Annotated in this window: 18 protein-coding genes; 16 read left to right on the top strand and 2 right to left on the bottom strand. The window is 49.0% G+C overall.

The features are described 5' to 3' along the window. Positions 1-90 precede the first annotated feature (90 nt). From BFO_RS10580 to BFO_RS10545, 8 genes are all read left to right on the top strand, one after another. Entirely contained in the window at positions 91-1,284 is a 1,194-nt protein-coding gene (locus tag BFO_RS10580) for a saccharopine dehydrogenase family protein (protein WP_014225714.1), read from the top strand. Between the two features lie 71 nt (positions 1,285-1,355). Beyond that, positions 1,356-1,811 (top strand): thioredoxin-dependent thiol peroxidase, encoded by a 456-nt coding sequence (gene bcp, locus BFO_RS10575; RefSeq protein WP_014225713.1) that lies wholly within the window; start codon positions 1,356-1,358, stop codon positions 1,809-1,811. A gap of 33 nt (positions 1,812-1,844) precedes the next feature. Then, positions 1,845-2,861, top strand: a complete 1,017-nt coding sequence (recA, locus tag BFO_RS10570; protein WP_014225712.1) for a recombinase RecA — start codon at positions 1,845-1,847, stop codon at positions 2,859-2,861. A 1-nt stretch (position 2,862) separates the two neighbouring features. Then, complete coding sequence (locus BFO_RS10565) at positions 2,863-3,816, top strand: GNAT family N-acetyltransferase (RefSeq protein WP_014225711.1); 954 nt, start codon at positions 2,863-2,865, stop codon at positions 3,814-3,816. Beyond that, positions 3,798-5,105 carry a polysaccharide deacetylase family protein gene (locus BFO_RS10560; protein WP_244262907.1) on the top strand — a complete coding sequence of 436 codons (1,308 nt, stop codon included), beginning with the start codon at positions 3,798-3,800 and terminating at the stop codon, positions 5,103-5,105. Before BFO_RS10565 ends, BFO_RS10560 begins: the two co-directional genes overlap by 19 nt. Before the next feature lie 20 nt (positions 5,106-5,125). Then, entirely contained in the window at positions 5,126-6,223 is a 1,098-nt protein-coding gene (gene wecB, locus BFO_RS10555; RefSeq protein ID WP_014225709.1) for a non-hydrolyzing UDP-N-acetylglucosamine 2-epimerase, read from the top strand. Further along, positions 6,220-7,458, top strand: a complete 1,239-nt coding sequence (locus tag BFO_RS10550; protein ID WP_014225708.1) for a glycosyltransferase — start codon at positions 6,220-6,222, stop codon at positions 7,456-7,458. Before wecB ends, BFO_RS10550 begins: the two co-directional genes overlap by 4 nt. After that, a complete protein-coding gene (locus BFO_RS10545; protein WP_014225707.1) occupies positions 7,451-8,650 on the top strand; it encodes a mannosyltransferase in 1,200 nt (399 codons plus the stop codon). Before BFO_RS10550 ends, BFO_RS10545 begins: the two co-directional genes overlap by 8 nt. A 10-nt stretch (positions 8,651-8,660) precedes the next feature. Here BFO_RS10545 and BFO_RS10540 read toward each other — a convergent pair whose 3' ends face one another. Both BFO_RS10540 and BFO_RS10535 read right to left on the bottom strand, forming a co-directional pair. Next, entirely contained in the window at positions 8,661-10,670 is a 2,010-nt protein-coding gene (locus BFO_RS10540) for a RagB/SusD family nutrient uptake outer membrane protein (RefSeq protein WP_014225706.1), read from the bottom strand. Positions 10,671-10,683: 13 nt separating this feature from the next. After that, positions 10,684-13,872: a SusC/RagA family TonB-linked outer membrane protein gene (locus tag BFO_RS10535; protein ID WP_014225705.1), complete on the bottom strand. Its 3,189-nt coding sequence runs from the start codon at positions 13,870-13,872 to the stop codon at positions 10,684-10,686. A gap of 534 nt (positions 13,873-14,406) precedes the next feature. Between BFO_RS10535 and BFO_RS10530 the strand changes: the two genes are divergently transcribed. From BFO_RS10530 to lacZ4, 8 genes are all read left to right on the top strand, one after another. Then, positions 14,407-15,765, top strand: coding sequence for an MATE family efflux transporter (locus BFO_RS10530; RefSeq protein WP_041590877.1), 1,359 nt, complete (start codon positions 14,407-14,409; stop codon positions 15,763-15,765). A 6-nt stretch (positions 15,766-15,771) separates the two neighbouring features. Continuing rightward, complete coding sequence (locus BFO_RS15945) at positions 15,772-15,978, top strand: hypothetical protein (RefSeq protein ID WP_014225702.1); 207 nt, start codon at positions 15,772-15,774, stop codon at positions 15,976-15,978. 130 nt (positions 15,979-16,108) lie between these two features. Further along, positions 16,109-17,062, top strand: coding sequence for a methylenetetrahydrofolate reductase (locus tag BFO_RS10520; RefSeq protein ID WP_014225701.1), 954 nt, complete (start codon positions 16,109-16,111; stop codon positions 17,060-17,062). A gap of 2 nt (positions 17,063-17,064) precedes the next feature. Then, the gene (locus BFO_RS10515; RefSeq protein WP_014225700.1) at positions 17,065-18,189 is read left to right on the top strand and encodes a DNA polymerase III subunit; all 1,125 of its coding nucleotides are present in this window, start codon (positions 17,065-17,067) and stop codon (positions 18,187-18,189) included. A gap of 12 nt (positions 18,190-18,201) precedes the next feature. Further along, entirely contained in the window at positions 18,202-19,197 is a 996-nt protein-coding gene (gene gldB / locus BFO_RS10510; protein ID WP_041591302.1) for a gliding motility lipoprotein GldB, read from the top strand. 63 nt (positions 19,198-19,260) lie between these two features. After that, a complete protein-coding gene (locus BFO_RS10505; RefSeq protein WP_014225698.1) occupies positions 19,261-19,740 on the top strand; it encodes a WbuC family cupin fold metalloprotein in 480 nt (159 codons plus the stop codon). A 33-nt stretch (positions 19,741-19,773) separates the two neighbouring features. After that, complete coding sequence (locus BFO_RS10500) at positions 19,774-20,562, top strand: HAD family hydrolase (RefSeq protein ID WP_014225697.1); 789 nt, start codon at positions 19,774-19,776, stop codon at positions 20,560-20,562. Positions 20,563-20,680: 118 nt separating this feature from the next. Further along, the gene (gene lacZ4 / locus BFO_RS10495; RefSeq protein WP_157755354.1) at positions 20,681-22,687 is read left to right on the top strand and encodes a beta-glucuronidase LacZ4; all 2,007 of its coding nucleotides are present in this window, start codon (positions 20,681-20,683) and stop codon (positions 22,685-22,687) included. Positions 22,688-22,769: the final 82 nt, after the last annotated feature.

The raw sequence follows: 22,769 nt of genomic DNA, 5'->3' as shown, positions 1-22,769 counted from the left end.
CAAAAAAATGACGGAATATATTCATCAACGAAAAAAGCCGTATATTTGTCGTTGAGACAACATTCTTTTATTTCATATACAAAATAAACTATGGGCAGAACTTTGGTTATCGGTGCCGGCGGGGTAAGTACCGTGGCAGTAAAGAAAATGGCGATGAACGCTGATGTGTTTACGGATATTATGCTTGCGAGCCGCACGAAAAGCAAGTGCGACAAGATCGCGTCGGACATTAAAAACATGAACGTGCTTACGGCACAGGTAGATGCCAATAAGGTAGATGAGCTGGTTCGTCTGTTCGAAGACTTCAAACCGGAATTAGTCGTTAATCTGGCTCTGCCGTATCAGGATTTGCACATCATGGATGCCTGCCTGAAATACGGCGTCAGCTATCTGGATACGGCCAACTATGAACCGCTCGATGAGGCGAAGTATGAATACAGCTGGCAATGGGCATATAAAGACCGCTTCGAAAAGGCCGGTCTGACGGCCATTCTCGGATGCGGGTTCGATCCGGGCGTAACCGGAGTATTTACCGCCTATGCCGCCAAACATCATTTCGATGAGTTGCATTACCTCGACATCGTAGACTGCAATGCCGGCGATCATCACAAGGCTTTCGCCACCAACTTCAATCCGGAAATCAACATCCGCGAGATCACCCAGAGAGGCAAATATTTCGAAAACGGAGCATGGCACGAAACCGATCCGCTGTCGGTACATCAGCCCATTCACTACCCGAATATCGGTCCGCGCGAATCGTACCTGATGTATCACGAGGAGTTGGAGAGCCTGACGAAGAATTTTCCGACACTCCAACGCGCCCGTTTCTGGATGACGTTCGGACAGGAATACCTGACCCACCTGCGCGTGATGCAAAATATCGGCATGACGAGCATCAAGCCCGTATTGTACAACGGAGTAGAGATCGTACCGATTCAGTTCCTGAAAGCCGTATTGCCCGATCCCGGCGAACTGGGAGAGAACTATACGGGTGAGACCTCGATCGGTTGCCGTATCCGCGGAATCAAAGACGGCAAAGAACGCACCTATTACATTTATAATAATTGCAGCCACGAGCAGGCATACAAGGAAACGGGTGCGCAAGGCGTAAGCTACACCACGGGCGTACCGGCGATGATCGGCTCGAAGATGTTCTTCAAAGGACTGTGGAAGAAACCGGGGGTGTGGAACGTCGAGGAATTCGATCCCGATCCGTTCATGAAAGAGCTGAACGAGCAGGGACTTCCGTGGCATGAGATCTTCGATGGCGATCTGGAGCTGTAAACTGTACTATAACGGGATAAAAGTGAAAACAAATTGATCGCACAAGTTAAATGAACACATAAAAGTAAGATATGGCTATACAAACAGGAGATAAAGTGCCTGACCTTTTGGGATTGGATCAGGATGGAAAAGAAGTGAAAGTAAGCGATTACAAAGGACGTAAAATCGCATTGTATTTCTATCCCAAAGACAACACGAGCGGCTGCACGGCAGAGGCATGCAGCTTACGCGACGGATATGACGAGCTGAAAAAAGCCGGCTACGAAATCATTGGGGTGAGCAAAGACAGTGCCAAATCACATCGCGGATTCATCGAAAAGCAAAACCTGCCCTTCCGGCTGATTGCCGATACGGATACGACCCTGCAACAGCAGTTCGGTGTTTGGGCAGAAAAGAAGATGTATGGACGCACCTATATGGGAACCTTGCGCCATACGTTTCTGATCGATGAAAACGGGGTAATCGAAAAAGTCATCGAAAAAGTCGATACGAAAAATCATGCGCAGCAAATCCTGAACGAAAAGTAACCAACTCTATAAAACAGCAAGAAATAAATCGTTATGGCAAAAGAAAAGAAAGAAGAGGCAGCCGTCAACACAGACAAACTGAAAGCCTTGCAGGCGGCCATGGAGAAGATTGAGAAGAGCTATGGCAAAGGAGCGATCATGACGCTGGGAAACGACCACATCGAAAATATCGAAGTCATTCCTACCGGCTCGATCGGACTGAACGCCGCCCTTGGGGTGGGAGGTTACCCGCGCGGACGCATAGTCGAGATTTACGGACCGGAGTCGTCGGGTAAGACGACGCTGGCCATTCATGCGATTGCCGAGGCTCAGAAGATGGGTGGCATTGCGGCTTTCATCGATGCGGAGCATGCCTTCGACCGGTTCTACGCGCAAAAACTCGGTGTCGACATCGACAACCTGCTCGTTTCGCAGCCCGACAGCGGCGAGCAGGCGCTTGAAATCGCGGAACAACTGATCCGCTCGGCCGCTGTCGACATCATTGTGATCGACTCGGTTGCCGCGTTGACGCCGAAAGCCGAAATCGAAGGCGAAATGGGCGACAGCAAAATGGGGCTGCAAGCCCGGCTCATGTCGCAAGCCCTGCGTAAACTGACAGCTGCCATCAGCAAAACAAAAACGTCATGTATCTTCATCAACCAGCTGCGTGAAAAAATCGGCGTGATGTTCGGGAACCCCGAAACGACAACCGGAGGTAACGCCCTGAAGTTCTATGCTTCGGTACGTATCGACATCCGTCGTATCAGTACGCTCAAGGACGGAGATGACGTGAAAGGTACACAGGTACGCGTCAAGGTGGTGAAAAACAAAGTGGCGCCGCCATTCCGGAAAGCAGAGTTCGACATCATGTTCGGCGAAGGTATTTCGCGCGCCGGCGAGATCATCGACTTGGGAAGCACGCTGAACATTATCAAGAAAAGCGGCTCATGGTTCAGCTACGGAGATACGAAGCTGGCCCAGGGACGCGACGCCGCCAAGCAGTGCATCATCGACAATCCCGAACTGGCAGACGAACTCGAACAGCAGATATTTGAGAAGCTGAAAGGGTAAGATGTCCCGCAAAGAAACTTATCGTACATTATGCCGGACAGAAGAAAGCCTCCCGGTTTTCTCGCGCGACTGGTGGTTGGATGCGGTATGTGGCGAGAAGCAATGGGACGTTCTGGTCATCGAAGAGAAAGGGCGCGTCGTCGCCACCATGCCGCTATATATTCCAACCGGCGGCGTGGTCTCGATGCCCTGCTACACGCAGGCCTTGGGGCCGTGGTTCGCCCCGCTCTCTCACGACACCAAATACACCACCGCACTGGGATACCGTCAGGCACTGGCTTCGCAACTGACGGAACAACTGAAAGCCTATCGTTCCTTTCTCCAGAATTTCAGTTATGAAATCACGGACTGGCTACCGTTCTATTGGGAGGGCTACACACAAACGACACGCTACACCTATCTCCTGAAAAACATCGGTGAGGCCGATCAACTCCTGAGCCGGATGAGCCGGAATATCCGCCGTAACATCGTCAAGGCGAAAGAGCATCACGGCATCACGGTCAAGACGGGTATTCCGACGGAAGCCTTCCTTACGATTCAACAAAAGACATTCGAGCGTCAAGGCACGGTGAACCGGCAAGACCCGAATGTACTGAAAAGACTGATTGAAGTCTGTCGCCAACGCGGGCAAGGCGAGATTTTCGGAGGATATGACAACGACGGACAGCTCCATGCCGCCGCCTTTATCGTATGGCAGAAAAGCTCCGCATACTACATTGCGGGAGGAGGCGACCCGCTGCTCCGTCATTCGGGCGCACACGGTTTGGTGCTTTGGGAAGCCATTCGGCATACCGCACAATATACGGACACTTTCGATTTCGAAGGGTCTATGCTCCGGGGCGTGGAACGGTTTTTCAGAGAATTTGGCGCCATCCAGACACCCTACTTCACAATATGTCGGGGAAAACGGAGTTGGATAGACAGGATCAAAATCAAATGGGCGCAAACGAGATGACGGATATCGAAGCATACATCGTCCGGTTCCTGTTAGGCGATCACCTGACGGAAGACGTATACCGGCTTGTCGGCTATACCTCCGATCCTCGCGACTACGCAAACTATAAGCTCGTGATCGTTCCGTCGGGATTCTTCAACGAAGAGGTTTACGGAACGGCTTCTACCCTGCCCCGTCTGCCTCTGCCGACCATCGAAAACATCCCGCTGCTGTTCGGATCGACCGACGTCGCACGTGTGGGAGACACCCTCGTTACCCGTGCCGATTTCATCGCGAGCACTTTCTTCCTGATAAGCCGTTACGAAGAATGGATGCGGAAAGACTGCCGTGACAAGCACGGACGATTCCCCGGAAAAGAGTCTTTGCCCGCCCGCGGCAGATTCATCGACCGGGCCGTGATCGACGAGTACGGTAGCCTGCTGCGGAAGTGGCTGCGACAAGCCGGATGCAACGCACCCGAACCGCCCGAAGCGTTCCGCCGGATCCATCTGACGCACGACGTGGACGCTCCGTTCCGCTGTCGCACGTGGAAGCATGTGGCACGGGAAACGTTGAAAGGAAACATATACCACGCTTTGCGATGGAAATACGGCAAGCTCGAAGACGATCCTCTTTACACCTTCCCGTGGATGCTGAAACAGGGAGAGAACATGCGGAAAATCTTCGGCGAGGAGCACTGTCAATCCATCGTGTTTTTCCGGGCGGGAGGAAGCGATGCCAGAGACAAGCCGCATTACGACCTTAACAGCAAAGACATGCAACAGCTGCTCAAGCTATGCCGCGAATATGAAGCAATCATTGGCCTGCACACCAGCTACGAGGCTGGCCGACAGCCCGGTTTTATTCTCTCGGAGAAGCAGACCCTTGAGAAGGCATCCGGCTTCGCGATCACACAAAACCGTCATCACTTCCTGACCTCACGCGAACCGGAAGATATGGAAGCGCTCGAAGCGTCCGGCCTGACGGACGATTATACCATGGGATATGCCGACATGGCCGGCTTCCGGTTGGGTACAAGTCGCGCCGTGCGATACATCAACCCCGCCACCCGACGACTCTCTCCCTCGCTCACCCTCCATCCGCTTACGGTCATGGACAGCACGCTGAGCGAACCGAAATATATGAATCTGGACGAGGGACAGGCGCTTCGCTACTGCATGCACCTGGCCGGTACAACCCGGAAAATGAACGGAGAACTGACGCTTCTCTGGCACAATACCTCCGCGACGCTGCGTTGCGGATACTTGAAAAATCTATACAGCAAAATCTTATATTGGCTCACCATGTAACAACGTAATATCGAACGTATATGAAAATAGTAACCATTATCGGAGCACGTCCGCAATTTATCAAAGCGGCCATGATCAGCAGGGCGATTATCGAACATAATCGCCATTCGGAAGGCGAACGTATCGAAGAGAAGATTCTGCATACGGGGCAGCACTATGACCGGAACATGAGCGAAATCTTCTTTAACCGGCTGGGAATACCGCAGCCCACATGGAAACTGCACTGCGGAGGCATCGGCAGTCATGCGAAGATGACGGCGCAGATGCTTGTTGAAATCGAAAAAGCCTTACTTGAAAGCATGCCTGACCGGGTGCTTGTCTACGGCGATACCAACTCCACCCTCTCCGGCGCGCTGGCAGCTACACAACTGCATATCCCGGTCGCACATGTGGAGGCTGGCCTGCGCAGCTTCAACCGGAAAATGCCCGAAGAAATCAACCGCGTGCTGACCGATCATATAGCCGATCACTTGTTCTGCCCGACATACGCCGCCATCCGTAACCTTCGCGACGAAGGCATCACGCGCAATGTCTTTCATTCCGGCGACGTGATGTACGATGCCGCCCTGACCTTCGGCAAGGTAGCTGAAGAACAGTCTGCGATCATGTCGACACTGCGACTGAACCGTCGTTCGTTCTACCTCTGCACGGTACATCGCGCCGAGAATACGGACGACAAGGATCGACTAACGCAGATCGTTCATGCCCTGACCGAAATAGCGACGCCCGACAAGCCTGTTATCTGGCCGTTGCATCCCCGAACCGAACTGTATCTCGACACGTATCGTCTGCGCGAAAAGCTCGCTTCTCACCCGGCGGTAAGAATCATCGATCCGGTCGATTACATCGATATGGTCATGCTCGAAAAAGAAGCGGCAACGATTCTGACCGATTCGGGCGGCGTACAGAAAGAGGCTTACTTCCATCGCACGCCGTGCATCACGCTGAGAGAAGAAACGGAATGGACGGAGACGATCGAGGCAGGGTGGAATCGGCTGGCCGGTTACAAAACCGGAAAAATCATCCAAAGCTTGCATATCGAGTCCGAACACAGGGAGATTGAAGAATACGGCGACGGGCACGCTGCCGAAAAAATCATCACGGCGCTTTGTTCATGAAACATGTGCTGATACTCTGCGATCTGTTTCCGCCGGCCTTCGGGCCACGTATGGGCTACCTGTGCAAGTATCTGAAACAAAACGGGTGGCATCCAACCGTGCTATCGGAGCATCTTCCCGACGAGACCTTCGCTTTTCTGAAAGGCGATACCGACGTCTCTTTCATTCGCTACCACCGTTCAGAAAGCCATTGGGAACGAATGAAAATCACATTATTAGAAGTGCTTTTCGGGTACAAGAACCGGCGCATGGTGCAGGAGGCGGAGAAAAAACTGAAACAACGGCGTTACGATGTGTTACTCTGCAGCACCTACCGGAGCTTCCCGCTGCCGGCCGCACGAAAAATCGCCCGGAAGTATCGCCTGCCGTTCGTCGTCGATCTGCGCGACATCATCGAGCAATACAGCAACTACGAATATATCGCTCATCCGCTCCCCAAGCTGTTCGGAGCAGAGAAGCTTATCGCCCGGCTGTTCCGCAGCCACAGCCTCCGGCAACGAAATAAGGTGCTGCGCCGGGCCGACTGTGTCACTACCGTCTCCCCTTGGCACGTCTCCGTACTGCAACGTCTGAACCCGAACACGCAACTTATCTGTAACGGATTCGATCCGGAGTTGTTTGCACCTGTCACCATCCGCACCCCGGAATTTCGCATCACCTATACCGGACGCCTGCTCAGTTCTTCCATGCGTAATCCGGAACTGCTTTTCAAGGCTATCGCACGGCTTTCGCGCGAAGGAATCATCACCCCTGAAACGTTCCGTATCCGCTGGTTCATCGATCCGCAGTCGAAGCAACAACTTCAACAAGAAGTCAAAATATATCCAATCGCCGACTATATGGATTATCCCGGTTATGTGCCGGCCGCACGTATCCCCGCCATCCTCAACGAAAGTTCGATGCTGCTGCTGCTGACGAACAAGGCGGACGAAAACGGTCCGAAAGGCATCATGACCACGAAATTTTTCGAAGCGCTGGCCGTCGAGAAACCGATACTTTGCGTGCGGGGCGACGAGGGATGCCTCGAAGAGGTGATCAGACGAACGAGGGCCGGCCTTTCGGCACATAACGAAGATGAGGTGTACGCGTTTATCCGGCGGTATTACCTCCAATGGCAAGCGGAGAAAACAACGTCGATCGACGTCGACCGCAAAGAAGTGCAATCGTTCTCACGCGAGACGCAGGCACTCCAATTCATCCGTATTTTTGAACAAATCGCACCGCATCATGAATAAAACGTTACATGTCGTCGCACTCAATATTCCGTGGCCGGCCAACTATGGAGGAGTCATCGATATTTATTACAAGGTCAAAGCCCTGCACGAGTGCGGAGTCAAAATCATCCTGCACTGCTTCGAATATGAGCGGCCGCACGCAGCCGAGTTGGAAGCAATCTGCAAGGAGGTGCATTATTACCGTCGGCGGACGGGATGGCAGACGAATATCTCGTTGCTGCCGTACAACGTGTACAGCCGTAAAGATGAACGTTTGCTCCGGAATCTGCGGAAAGACGACTACCCCATTCTGTTCGAAGGACTGCACACCTGTTACTACCTGACCGATCCCGAACTGGCAGGCCGTATCAAGATCTTTCGCGGATGCAACATCGAGCACGATTATTACCATGCCATCGGGCAGGCCGAGCATCATCCGTTGAAGAAATTGTTTTACCATGTCGAAGCCGAGCGATTCCGGCGATTCGAGCAGAAGATCGAGGACGCCCAAATCATGCTGGCCGTATCGATGAAAGACTGTACGTATCTGCGGGAGACCTTCCCGAAGAATCATGTCGAATTTATGCCGTGCTTCCACGCCTACAACGCCATCACCTCGAAAGAAGGACAGTCCGGCATACTCCTCTACCATGCGAAATTGTCGGTCAAGGAGAATGAAACGGCAGCGCTCTACCTGATCCGTAACGTGTTTGGCAAGCTCTCGCCGTTCCGCTGCATCATTGCCGGAATGAATCCTTCGAAAAGGCTGCTGAAAGAAGCGGCACGCTATCCGAACATCTCCGTCGAAGCCAACCCCGCAGCAGAACGGATCGACCGGCTCATCGGCGAAGCACACATCCATCTGCTCGTGACTTTTCAGGACACCGGGCTGAAGCTGAAACTGCTGAACAGCCTCTTTGCCGGACGCCACGTCGTCGTTAATCCGCCGATGCTCGCCGGCAGCGGGTTGGATGAGTTATGTCACATCGCCGAGACACCGGAGCAAATGATTGCCACTTGCCGACGACTGATGAAGCAGCCTTTCACCACCTCCGAAATCGAACGACGCAAACAATTGTTGTTCCCCACCTATTCAAACCGTTACCAAGCCGAACAACTCGTCCGAATGATCTATGAAGATTGCGATACCGTTTCGCCCCCTCCTTCGACTTACACTTTTCTGCAATCCCGTCCCGAAGATTCGTCAAGATAAGGTTTTACAATTACTTCTCCCATCCCGGATTTTGAACTAACTTATTACTAATCCGTATTTGACCGTACGGTATCGGATACAAATACATCTTTCTTTCGAAAATACGCGGAAGATTGACATATTCCGTTTTTTTATAAAATGATCCGTCGGATTCGAAACCTTCCATGTTCATCCCATGAAAAGCACCTCCTTGCCGCCCCTCAGGTTTATCGGCAATCATCCATCTGCGGACATCGAAATATCGTTGTCCTTCTCCGAAAAGTTCGACACGTCTCTCATCACGGATAGCCTGACGCATCATTTCCTGATTTCCGATAACGCCAGTTTTCGCTCCCGATTTCTGAAGTTCTGCATACCCCGGAATACCGGCCCGCGTTCTGATCTGATCCAAATATTCAACAATTTTCGGATCGTTCGGGTCGATTTCGTTAAGCACCTCCGCATAAAGCAGATAGAAGTCACCCAATCTGAAAATAATCGAAGGGCGATATACTTTACGGAGTGCTCCAGGCAGTGTAGGATGTACCGTACGGTTATTGAATTTATACACCAAAGCCCCTGTATTGGGATAGTTCCCGGTCTCCGCATTGCTGCTTGCAATGCCTCCGTATCCAGGTAACGGCTTGGTAGAAGATTTCTTATCTTTCGAAAAATATACCAATGTAGCTTTCGATGTTGCGGCATCATTCCCTTGCAGCGTTTTGTTCGAAACCACATCATGCCAGCTTTTTCCCTGATAAGTAACGGCTGCGTAAAATCGTGGTTCGCGGTTTGCATACATGTTCGAGATATTTTTATCCGTAAGCATAATTATTTTACCTCCTTTTATAAAACGTGTTGCCGGATTCAGTACATCCGAAATGCCCGTTTCAACATAACCAGACCCAGAATCATTTATTTTCAGCCCATTGCTCATAAAGAAAGCATCTATCATTTCCTGCGTTACGCCCATATATCCCCAATTGCTGTTCCCACCGGTGACCATGATATCCCTCGGAGTTTGCGCCGATTCCACATGGTTCCAATCTTCATACGGACTGGCCCAAATTATTTCCTTATTGTAACGTTGAAAAAGTTCATAGACATTCAAATGAGGATCATCGGAGGTACTTCTATACAGTTCGTAATTCCCTTTACCTGCATATTCGAATAAAGCTTCGAGAGATTCTCTAGCTTTTATCCATTTCTTCGGGTCGTAAAGAGGAAAAAGTTTTTTTCCGTCTTTATTTTCAAGTCCCAACGCTTCTTCATAACCTCCGTTATAAAGAGGAGATGCGACAAGTGTACGCAACTTAGCTCTGAGTGCCAGTGCTACGCCTTTGGAAGGAATAGCTAAACGATCTTCCTGAAAACCGCTGGGATAATTCGTCGATTGCCTGTTTTCCTCCAGCCTTTCCAAGGCAAGGTCAAGGTCCTTTTCTATGGCATCGACCACTTCATCCACCGAATTCCTTTCGTAATCAGCGTCCGGATCTGCAGGATCCGCTTCGGTGAGTACCACTGGAACAGGCCCGTATAATTCGAACAGGAGATAATGAGAATAAGCCCTGAAAAAATAGGCCTCCCCTTTAAGTAATTCTATTTCATCCTCATTCAGAAAATCAGCTTCACCCAACCGACCGATAGGGCGGACGGAATCAATAAAGATGGTTGCCTGCCTGATCACTTTATATAGCTCCTTCCAACGATGGAAATTTCCATTTGAAGAGGTATATCCTGTAAGGGGCATATCTTTCAGTGGACCGTTGAGGTTGGTCGTCATATTGTCAGAAAGCGCCTCCCATGGATTATCTAATCCACCGGGAGCGCTCCGGCTGTAAACACTGTAGTTCGGCATTGCCTTGTATATATACCGTTGAAAACGCCTGACCTGTGCAGGATTCTGTGTCAATACGAATGCTTTGGAATCAGAGGCGGAGAAATCATCCTGAACATTTAAATAATCGGAGCAAGAAGCGACCGACAGTACGATAATGAAGATAACGAGAGCCGTGAGGCTGCATAATATTTTATTTTTCATTTTTTTTCAATTGTTAAAATGTGACATCTATACCGAAATTAAACGAACGTTGCAAAGGATAACCCATTCCATCCGACGAATTGCCCATCTCCGGGTCCCAATATTTGATCTTATCCCATACGTGAAGGTTCTGAGCGAGAAAATATACGCGAAGCGCTTTCATGCGAAGTGCCTGTAAGACCTTCGGTGAGAAACGATACCCGATTTCCAGGTTTTTAAAGCGCAAAAAACTTCCGTCTCGCAACCACCATGTACTCCAACGGTTGTCATTCGCATTGACATTATCCAACATCAGACGAGGTAGAACCACATCTTGCCTCGGGTTCTCACTGGTCCAACGGTCAAGGGCAAAATCTTTTACCGATGTTGTAAGAGGCTGAGAACCAAGAAAAGGAAGCATTTCACCAGGAGCTAAGTATACGCTTACGTTAGCCACTCCCTGAAAAAACGAGCTGACATAGAGGCCCCCATATCCGAATGAAAGCCCGAAGCCGTAGGTAATTTCGGGGCGCCTCGGATAAGTACCTTCCGGAGTTCTTACCCAATCATATTCGTCAATCACACCATCATCATTCATATCTTTATATTTGATATTACCGGGATAAACAGCACCGTACTTGGATACCGGAATTCCTTTTTTCAGTGTATAAGTATTTACCCCCGTTGCCGGATCGGTGACGATATCAAAGTCATTGTCCGTATAGAGCCTCTCAGCTATCCATGCATCTACCTGACCGATTCTCGCTCCGGTCATCTGCTGATATTCGTGTGCTCTCGGCACTTCGTCCATTTCAAGGATTTTATTCCGGGCGAATGTATATGTTCCTATAGCGCCAATCTCAAATTTCCCAATTTTTTCAGAGACATTAAGGCTTGCATCGAATCCGTGATTAGCCACTCTCCCATAGTTTTGAAAAGGATTCTCTATAAGCCCCGATACATCGCTTACCGTATTTCGCTGTATCAAGATGTCTTTGCGGAGATTGTTGAAATAATCAGCATGGATAACAAGGCTGTTATCGAATAACCCCACATCGATCCCGATATTCCGTTTATCTTCTATTTCCCAGCGTATGTTGGGATTGAACGCCCGTTTTTCATAAATCAGGTTTTCGGATTGATTGGTTCCACCAGCCGAAGAAATACCAAGAAATATCTTTTCGCTCGACCAAGTCAAACTCTCTTTATAAGGAAAACGGGTATTAGAAACCTGATCATTGCCTGTACGTCCATAAGACAGACGGATTTTAAGATTGGAAATCTTATTACGTTTCAGCCAGTCACCCACAAGAGCCTCGTTCGTAAGTGTATATCCGATTCCGATGGCCGGAAAAAAACCGAAACGATGATTCGGAGCGAAGTTTTCGCTACCTGTAAACCCAAAACTGATGTCTGTAAAATACTTATTTTTATATGCATAACTAACACGTCCTACAACACTCTGTTTCTTATACAAGTACGGATTGTTTTGGAGTTGACTCTCTTTCTGCATGTAAAGCAAGAGTCCCGAAAGAGTATGATCGTCTATCTCCTTCTGATAGTTCAGAGAAGCTTCGAGATAGATGCGTTTGTTCCCGGACCCGAACCCTCCGCCATGAGCTTCGGTAGAAGTAGTTTGTCCGTTAACGACCTTTTTCAACAGGAGTTCTCCTTTTTCATTTCTGCCATCTTGATAGTATTCGTTGGGTTTTCGGTCTCTTCGGATAACGGAATTAAAATCGGCATCAAAACTGACATTCGCTTTAAAATAAAGTCCATCCGTAATAAAGTTCAAATCCTGATGGAGTCCGACATTAGTTTGAAGCCCCACCCTGTACTCTCTGGCATATCCCTTGAAATTAAGAAGCGTATAAGGATTTTCAAAACCTCCCGTGGCACTGTATCTCGACGGATATCCGTTCGAATAAATCATCGGTATCAGATGAGGAGCACTTTTCATCATCGTGTTGAAAATCGTTTTCGTTCCCGTGCCCGGATAATTGGTCGTAAGATATTGTCCCGACAAATCTACTCTCAGTTTTGTCCCGGCAGTGATATCCATATCAACATTCGTGCGGAGATTATATCTCTTAAGCCCAATATTAACTTCATATTGAGGCGTACGTTGAAACTCCGTTGCATCAATCGGATTAGATTTGAACAACCCTTCTTCATTGAAATAGGACGTAGCCACAAAAAAACGCAGTTTCTCACCTCCTCCGCGAAAGTTCAATGCCAAACGCTGATTATGTGCTGCGGATTTAAGCAAATCCATCCAGTCGGTACAGGGATAGAGGTCAGGGTCGATACCCGTTTCGTAATTTCGAATAATTTCGTCCGAATACAACGGAGTGAAATTTCCCGGTTGTCCCCAAAAAGACCGTGCAGGATTTCCTGCCGTATTCCATTGGGCTTCGTTATAAAGCCTTGTCCAATCGGCCGAATTGGCAAACCGAACGATCCGGGTAGGTTGATTTACAAAATAATCGGCTCTCACATCAATACTTGTTTTTTGTGAAATACCGCGTTTGGAATTGATCAGAATCACCCCATTGGCACCTTCGGCACCGTATACAGCCGTTGCAGAAGCATCTTTCAAGATGGTAAACGATTCTATTTCTTCGGGACTGATATCGTTGATGTTCCTCGGTACTCCATCAACAAGAACCAAAGCCCCCGTGCCTCCGGCAAACGAACTAATCCCCCGAATCCATATTTCGGCATTATCGTATCCGGGTTCCCCTGAACGCTGCATCGCTAAAAGTCCTGATATTCGTCCGGCCAATGTTGTCGTCAAACTCCGGCTGGGAACTTCCAATTGTCTTCCTTTGATGGTCGAAAGAGAACTTACGACTTGCCCCTGTTTCTGCGTTCCGTACCCCACAACGACAACCTCGTCCAACAATTCTTCGCTTGACTGAAGAATAACATCAATGACCGTACGCCCTCTTACTTCGACGGTCTGTGTCCTCATCCCGACATAGCTGAATACCAAGCTTGCGTGGTTACGGACACCGACAAGCATGTATTTTCCGTCCATATCCGTCACCGTACCTTGATTTTCATATCCTTCAACCCTGATAGTCACTCCAATAAGCGGTTCGTTATTACGATCAGTAACTATTCCACGCACTGTAATCGTCTGCGCTGACAGCGACAAGGCCGATATACACAAAAAGAATGCAAACAACCCCTTCGTCCATACATGTTTTTCCTTTTCCATTTTCGTCTGTTTTTTTGTTATACAATGTGTTTCGATAATTCAATAAGTGGTAATGCATTAAAGAATTAATATAACAAGGTAGTATCGTGCTTCATGCTTTTTTAAATCGCTTAATCGCTCTGCTACATGGCTACAACTAATATTAAACATATACTTAATTATACCCCCCCGAAAGAGTCAAAAGACTCATTCACAGCATCTCTCGAAAGTTCATAATAAAATTTTCTTAAATATATTTTAATATAAAGCAGTGTATATACCCAACAATACATTAAGAACACTAACAAACCCCATCGATATTATCATACTATTTATAAAATACGGCATATACAATTATTGAATATGCAAAATTATCATTATATTTTTAAAATACAAACATAACACACTATGTTATATAACATGTTTTTTTAATAAAGCATACATTTTTTATCTCTTTAAATACTATAGGGAAAAAGATAAACCAATCTACTTTGTGCAAAAGATGTACCTTTGTAATTTCAAACAAACAGAAAAGATAAATTTTGATGACATATTATGCTAAATACATACTTGCCCTTTTATAAGCGCAACCTCAAAATAGCATTACCGATTGTATTCACGCAGCTCGGCGGGGCGATCGTGCAATTGGTCGACACGTTGATGGTCGGACAACTCGGAACGGTACCCTTAGCCTCCATTGCATTCGCTTCCTCCGTCTTCATCATCGGATTTATCTTTTCCATCGGCCTGTTGATGGGACTTACTCCGTTGGTGGGAATAGCTTATGTGCAGAACAACCGCGCACGGACGACGGAGCTTTTCCAGAACTCGCTGACGTTGGCTACGCTATCGGCTCTTTTTACGTGCAGCCTGCTTTACGGGAGCACATATCTGATGCCCTACATGGGTCAGGATAAGGCTGTCGTTGAATGTGCCATTCCCTATTTCCATAGCCTTACGCTCAGTCTCATTCCGTTTCTTTATTTCTTTGCCATCAAGCAGTTCATGGAAGGTATGGGAAACACTTGGGTGGCCATGGTCATCACCATCGTTTCAAACGTGATTAACATTATCCTCAACTATCTGCTTATCTTCGGAAAATGGGGATTCCCCGAGCTTGGAGTCTTGGGGGCCGGTATCTCCACACTGATCTCGCGTCTGACGATGCCTCTCTTGTTTGTTATCGCCATGCGGATGCGTAACGTGTGGTGGAACTGTTTTCGCGCCTTCCGGTGGAAACTGTTCAATTGGAAACGCCTGTGGGAACTCGTGAAAGTAGGCGCTCCCATTGCGGCGCACATGCTGCTCGAAGTGCTGGCTTTCGCTCTCTCGGCCATCATGGTCGGATGGCTCGGCGCTACGCCTCAGGCCGGACATCAGATTGCCCAAAACATGTCCCACCTGACGTATATGATCGTGCTCGGAATCAGTTCGGCCACCACCGTACGCGTAAGCCACCAGATCGGTGTACGTGACCTGCGCGCGGCACGTATGGCCGGGAATGCTTCCATGCACCTCTGCCTCGTCTACAATGCCATTGCCGGGGCACTGTTAGTCGTGTTCCGGCACGAAATAGCAAGCGCCTTTTCGTCCGATCCGGCTGTGATCGACATCGGCGGACAACTGCTCATCATGGCCGGGATCTTTCAGGTATCGGACGGATTACAAACGGTCGGCGCCGGAATCTTACGAGGCCTTACCGATGTCAGAATCGTCATGATATATGCCTTTATCGCTTACCTCTGCATCAATCTCCCGTGCAGTTACCTGCTCGGCTTCGTATTCGGCCTCGGAGCTGTTGGCGTGTGGGGAGGATTTATTTTCGGGCTGAGCATCGCCGCCCTGTTGTTTCACTTCCGACGCCGGAAGATGTTCAGACACCTCGAACAGTCCGGCCGGTATCTCTTAACTTAATACATCATGTGGCAAGAAATCGCAGTCATCCTCATCGGCATCGCAGCCTTCGGAATAGCCGGATGGAAATTGTATAAAATCTTATCCGGCAGCAATGTGTCGCCTTGCGATAAATGTACCGGCTGCCAACTGAAAGAGGGGATAAGAGATAAGAAACATACTTGCAAAGATTATCGGAAAACCGACTCCCTCCCGAATGAACCGGAGGTATAAGGAGGATACTTTTTAGCTTGTCGATACGGAATATCGCGCTTTTTGGCTAAATTTGCACTCAAAAAAAAAGAAACGGAGCAGGGACGCCGATGAAAAGAATCGAAGACCCCGTTTTAATTTTAATAACATTATGGAGACAGTCATTGATTTAATAAAAAACAGCCAACGTACAGCCTTCTCATTCGAGATTCTTCCGCCGCTGAAAGGTAACAGTATCCAAAGCGTATATCAGGTCATCGATAAACTGAGGGAATTTGAGCCGAAATACATTAACATCACCTCTCATCACAGCGAAGTGATTCAGAGAGTAGAGCCGGACGGGTCTATCCGGACGGTCAACCTCCGTAAACGTCCCGGATCGGTAGCTATTGCCTCGGCTATTCAGAACAAATACGGGATCACGGCCGTGCCGCACCTCGTATGCAAAGGCTTTACGAAAGACGAAACGGAATACGGCCTGATCGACCTGAATTTCCTCGGTGTGAACAACCTGCTGTTGCTGCGCGGCGACATCAAACGGCTCGATCTGACGAAGGATCCGAAACGGTGTCACGATCATGCAACTGATCTGCAACATCAGGTGAATGACTTCAACCGAGGCATCGCACTCGACGGCTCTGCTATCGAAGACATCGAAACTCTGTTCTCATACGGGATGGCCTGTTATCCCGAGATACACGAAGAAGCCCCGTCGATGGAGTCGGACATCCGATACGCCAAAATGAAAGTGGAAAACGGAGCCGAATATCTGGTCACACAAATGTTCTTCGACAACGACAAATATGACTCTTTCGTCGCACGGATGCGTGCCGAAGGAGTAACCGTCCCCATCATTCCGGGTATTAAGCCGATCGTTTTCAAAGACCAGCTGACAGTGATCCCGAAGATATTTCATTGCACTTTTCCCGAACCGCTAACCCAAGCCCTCCGTCAGTGTAAAAACGACGATGAAGCCAAAGCCGTCGGAATAGAATGGTGTATCGCGCAATGTCGCGATCTGATGAAGCGAGGCGTACCGAGTATCCATTTCTACTCGTTTCTGGCTTCCGACAGCGTACGGCAAGTAGCAAAAATCATCTACTGATCATGTTGTTCAAAGATATTGTCGGACAGGAAGAGCTAAAAAAACAATTGACCGAGACGGCGCGGAAAGGTACCGTCGCACATGCACAGTTGTTTTGCGGACAGCCCGGTGCCGGTGCGTTTCCGCTGGCGCTGGCTTACGCCCGTTACCTGAACTGCACCGACCGGTCGGAGACCGATGCGTGCGGCAAGTGTAAATCATGTCTGCAATACGATGAACTTGCGCACCCCGATCTGCATTTCGTTTTTCCGATCGTCGCCAACAAGGAAGGAAAGAAAACAGTTTGCGACGACTACCTCGCGGAATGGTGCGATTTTCTGAAAACTTACGCGTATTTCGACTTGGACAGATGGCTCGACCGGATCGAAGCCGGCAACAAGCAGGCACTCATCTACGCCGAGGAAAGCGACCGGATACTGCGAAAGGTCAGTTTGAAAATATACGAGGCCGAATACCGGATATTACTGATTTGGATGCCTGAACGTATGAACATTGCCTGTGCGAACAAGTTACTGAAAATCATTGAAGAACCGCCGAAAAACACCGTCATACTGATGGTTTCGGACACCCCCGAACAGATACTCGGAACGATTCTGTCGCGTACACAGCGACTGAACGTCCGGCCGATTACTGCCAAGGCACTCACCGAGGCGCTCATACAACAGTATCATCTCGAGCCGGACGCCGCACGGCAGATCGCACACTTGGCGCACGGCAACATGCTGGAAGCCGAAAAGACCCTCAGCACGGAACAGGAAAGCGACGTGTTCCTGGAATTTTTCATCCGGATGATGCGGAACTCATGGGCCAGAAACGTAAAGGAAATGAAAAACATGGCGGAAGAACTGTCGACAATGACACGCGAAAAGCAGAAAAGTTTTCTCAACTACTGCCAACACCTGATTCGCGAAAACTTCGTCTATCGTTTCCGGAGTGACGATCTGAATTACATGAAACCCAACGAAGCCGCTTTTTCGGCACGTTTCTCCCCTTTTGTCAACGAACGGAACGTCTTTGATCTGATCCGCGAATTGTCCGATGCCGAAAGGCATATTTCGCAAAACGGAAATGCCAAGATGATTTTTTTCGATCTCTCCTTGCAAATTACCGTATTACTGAAGAAATAAATGAACACACCGATGAAAAATAAGATCCTGATCCTCGGCTGGACGCTCATTCATCTGACGGGATGCAACGGATGCGGTATGCTGAACAGCAAAGAAACGTCATTCGAACCCGTCCGTATCCGTCGTTTCGATAAAGACTTGTTTCAGCTGATTCTTGTCGACAACCCCGAACGACAGCAAGCCTTGGCACAAGCTTATCCACAGATGTTCCGAGTGCTCGGACTTAGCCTGTTCAATCATCAGGATACAACGTCGGACGAATTTTTCGACCGTCTTGTCAATTACTATTCCGAGCCGAACCTGAACAAGCTCTATCGGGATGCGTTGGCCAAATACGAGACGGTGGAACGTATCGAACGTGATCTCGGACGCGCTTTCGGCTATTTGCAGGAACAATTTCCCGAGAGACAAATCCCGGTCGTTTATATGCACGTCTCCGGACTGTATCAGAACGTGCTCGTCAACGACAGCCTCCTCTCTATCTCGATCGACAAATACCTGGGGGCAGATTATCTGCTGTATAGAGACTTCTTCGATACCTACCGGCGGCGGGGCATGACACCGGACTATGTCGTGCCTGATTATCTGACAGCATGGCTGATGTCGGAATACCCGTTCAGCGGGAACGATAACGTTCTGCTCGATCGGATGATTTACGAGGGGAAAATCAAATACGTGGCTCATCAGGCCTTTTCAGAAGTCATCCCGGAGGTGTGGATGAAGTACACTTCCGAAGAATACCGGTGGTGTAGTGAAAATGAATCGCGACTGTGGAGACAGATTATCGAACGTAAGCAACTTTACACGCCCGACCGTGTGACGACATCGAAATATTTTCTGGAACGACCGTCGTCTTTTATTTCGGACGGAGCGCCGGGAAACCTCGGCACCTGGATCGGCTGGCGGATCGTCACGCGATACATGGAAAGGACAAACGTCTCCGTAGCTGAATTAATGAATCACAACGACGCACAGGATATCCTGACGAAGTCCAAATACAAACCGTAAACAGTCGCGTTTGCTCCGCATACAGATAAAATGAATGAATATCAAGAACGTAATCGATAAACGATGAAGCTTATAGATGAAAAATTATTGGACGAGACGACGCAGAAAGCGAAACAGTCGCCCCGCCTGCGTATGAACTACAATTTTCACGAGACGTTAGACGATCCGGTCAACCGCCTGCTCAATGCTATGGAACCGGGCACATATCTGCGTCCGCACCGCCATCTGAACCCGGACAAAACGGAAATTTTCATCCTGTTACGCGGCAAGGCGGCTCTGTTTCTCTTCGACGACTGCGGGACTGTGACAGATACCTTTATCCTCGACCCGCGAAGGGGCCGCTACGGTGGGGAAATACCGGCTGGGGTTTGGCACGGATTAGTCGTATTAGCATCAGAGACAGTGATTTACGAGATCAAACAAGGACCCTATGCACCGCTGACACCGGACAACATGGCCCCATGGGCGCCGGCAGCAGAAAACAGGCAGGAGGCACAAGCGTATATCGACAAACTCAGCTCCATGATCGATCAATCATTATAAACGATAATACAACCGGATATGATACAACCCAACATGAATGACTGTAAACAAGCCATCGAAACTTATTTATCAAGAAACAACTACAGACGCCTTGATCTGAAAGCGGTATTGTTTGACATGGATGGTGTGCTCTACGACTCGATGCCCAACCATACGGTAGCATGGTGCCGGACGATGGAACGCCACGGACTGCATCTTACCGAAGAGGACGTCTACCTCAACGAAGGACAAACGGGAGAAAGCACTATTGCGATGGTTTCCCGGAGACAGGGTGTTTTCGTCACCCCGCAAGAGATCGAAGCCATATATAAAGAAAAAACGGAAGCGTTTAATGCCTGTCCCCCGGCCCAACGGATGCCGGGAAGTTATGAACTGCTACGAAAAGTCGTAAACAACGGACTTCTACCGATGATCGTTACCGGCTCGGGACAATCCTCTCTCCTCGAACGTCTGAACATGCATTTTCCAAATATCTTTTCAAGAGAACGGATGATCACCGCCGCCGATGTGAAACACGGAAAACCTGATCCCGAGCCCTACCTGATGGCATTGGAAAGAGGAGACCTGCGGCCTTGGGAAGCCATTGTCATAGAAAATGCCCCGTTAGGTGTCGAGGCAGCTCATACTGCGGGTATCTTCACCATTGCCGTCAATACCGGTCCCCTGAACGACTTGTTGTTGCACGAGGCCGGGGCGGATCTTCTCTTCTCCGATATGCCTGCACTTTGCAATCAATGGAAAAAAATAAGAGAATCCGCCCGTTGCGTTGACACGAACCGGTTACGGACAAACCGCAGGAGAGGATGGAGCGACCACCGGTAATCGTCAACGGATATATTCATCACTTGCAATTGATCATAATCAGAGAAACAAAATCATGGCAACACCATTCTTGCTGCGCAATTATTTCACACCGATTGTACTGTTGTTATGCTGCTGTATGCCGGCATCTGCCCAACAACGGCAGGATATTCTATTGAATGATCACTGGAATTTCCGGTTTTCACATCAGGTACAGAAAAATACGGAAGTACGCGTCGACCTGCCTCATACTTGGAATGCACAAGACGCTTTATCCGGCAAACCCGATTACAAACGCGGGATAGGCAATTACGGGAAGAAACTGTTTATCCGTTCCGAATGGCAGGGCAAACGCCTGTTTCTCCGCTTCGATGGGGTGAATAGCGTTACCAATCTATTTATAAATAATCTCCACGTAGGCGAACATCGAGGAGGATACGGAGCTTTTATTTTTGAAATTACCGGAAAGGTGGAGTATGGAAAGGAAAATTCTATTCTGGTGAGAGTAAATAACGGCGAACAGTTGGATGTCATACCTTTGGTCGGCGACTTCAACTTTTATGGAGGTATTTACCGGGATGTGCATCTGCTGATTACCGACGAAGTATGTATCTCTCCATTAGACTATGCCTCTCCGGGTGTACGGTTGATACAAGACAGTGTCAGCCATAAATATGCCAGAATAGAAGCGTTGGTAGAGGTATCCAACGGGAGTGATAAAGCTCAGGAGATCGAACTCGGAATATGCGTGCGGGACGGAAAAAGAATCGTGACGGAGAGAAATGAAAAATTCTCCCTTTCCGGAAATTCGGATATGCAGCGGAGGCTTGTCTGCGAAATAATAAACCCGCGTTTGTGGAACGGCCGTCAAGACCCTTTCCTTTACCGGGCAGAAGTGACTCTTATGCGAAACGGACACGTAATCGACCAAGTTACACAACCTTTAGGGCTTCGTTTTTACCGAATCGACCCCAATTTGGGGTTTATCCTCAACGGCAATCATCTGTCTCTTCGCGGGGTATGCCGCCATCAGGACAGAAGCGAAATAGGCAACGCGCTGCACTTGCAACATCATGAAGAAGATGCGGCGTTGATGGCTGAAATGGGCGTCAATGCCGTTCGTCTGGCACACTATCCGCAGGCAACCTGTTTTTATGACCTGATGGATCGATACGGCATCATTGTATGGACGGAAATACCTTTCGTAGGTCCCGGCGGGTACATGGACAAAGGGTTTGTGAACCTCCCTGCTTTCCGCAGCAATGGGAAAGAACAGCTCAGAGAACTTATCCGCCAGCACTGTAATCATCCCTCTATCTGCGTATGGGGACTTTTCAACGAACTGACTCAAGCCGGCGATGATCCGACGGAATATATTGAAGAACTGAACAGAGTAGCGAAGCAAGAAGATATGACTCGTCCTACGACAGCAGCCAGTAACAGACCGGCAACCGAACCGATGAATTTCATTACGGATGCCATCGCGTGGAACCGGTACGACGGATGGTATGGCGGCACTCCGTCCGATCTGGGAAAATGGCTGGACGACACTCATAAAAAATACCCGGAACTGCGTATCGCCGTCAGTGAATACGGAGCCGGAGCCAGCATTTATCATCAGCAGGACTCGCTTAAAAAACCGGAACCGGCCGGCTGGTGGCATCCCGAAAACTGGCAGACGTATTACCATGCGGAAAACTGGAAAACCATTTCCTCCCGTCCGTATTTGTGGGGGAGCTTCGTATGGAATATGTTCGACTTCGGCGCCGCGCACCGGACAGAAGGCGATCGGCCGGGAATCAACGACAAAGGCCTGGTTACGTTCGATCGTAAAGTACGCAAAGATGCGTTCTACTTCTACAAAGCCAACTGGAACAAAGAAGAACCGGTACTTTATTTGGCCGGCCGTCGACACACTGTACGCCGACAACGCATGCAAACAATCGTTGCATTTACGAATCAGCCCGAAGCGGAACTATTCGTAAATGGTCGAAGTTACGGAAAAGCAAACCCCGACGAATATGCCGTCCTGAAGTGGCAAAATGTAACATTACAAGAGGGAGAAAACGAAATACAGGTAGTATCAAAGAACAAGGAACTAACGCTAAGCGACAGTTTCCGCTGCAGAGTGGAATCTCTCTATTGATACAAAGGATTTCGCTGCTGCTCGACGTCGGGGTGAAGATTCTTCTCTTCCGTATACCCCGCGCTTTGCGACGAATGGAAAA

The organism is Tannerella forsythia 92A2, assembly GCF_000238215.1.
In the GTDB taxonomy this organism is placed as follows: Bacteria; Bacteroidota; Bacteroidia; order Bacteroidales; family Tannerellaceae; genus Tannerella; species Tannerella forsythia.
The sequence above is the reverse complement of the archived record's forward strand: the minus strand, read 5'-3'. Positions and strand labels throughout refer to the sequence as shown.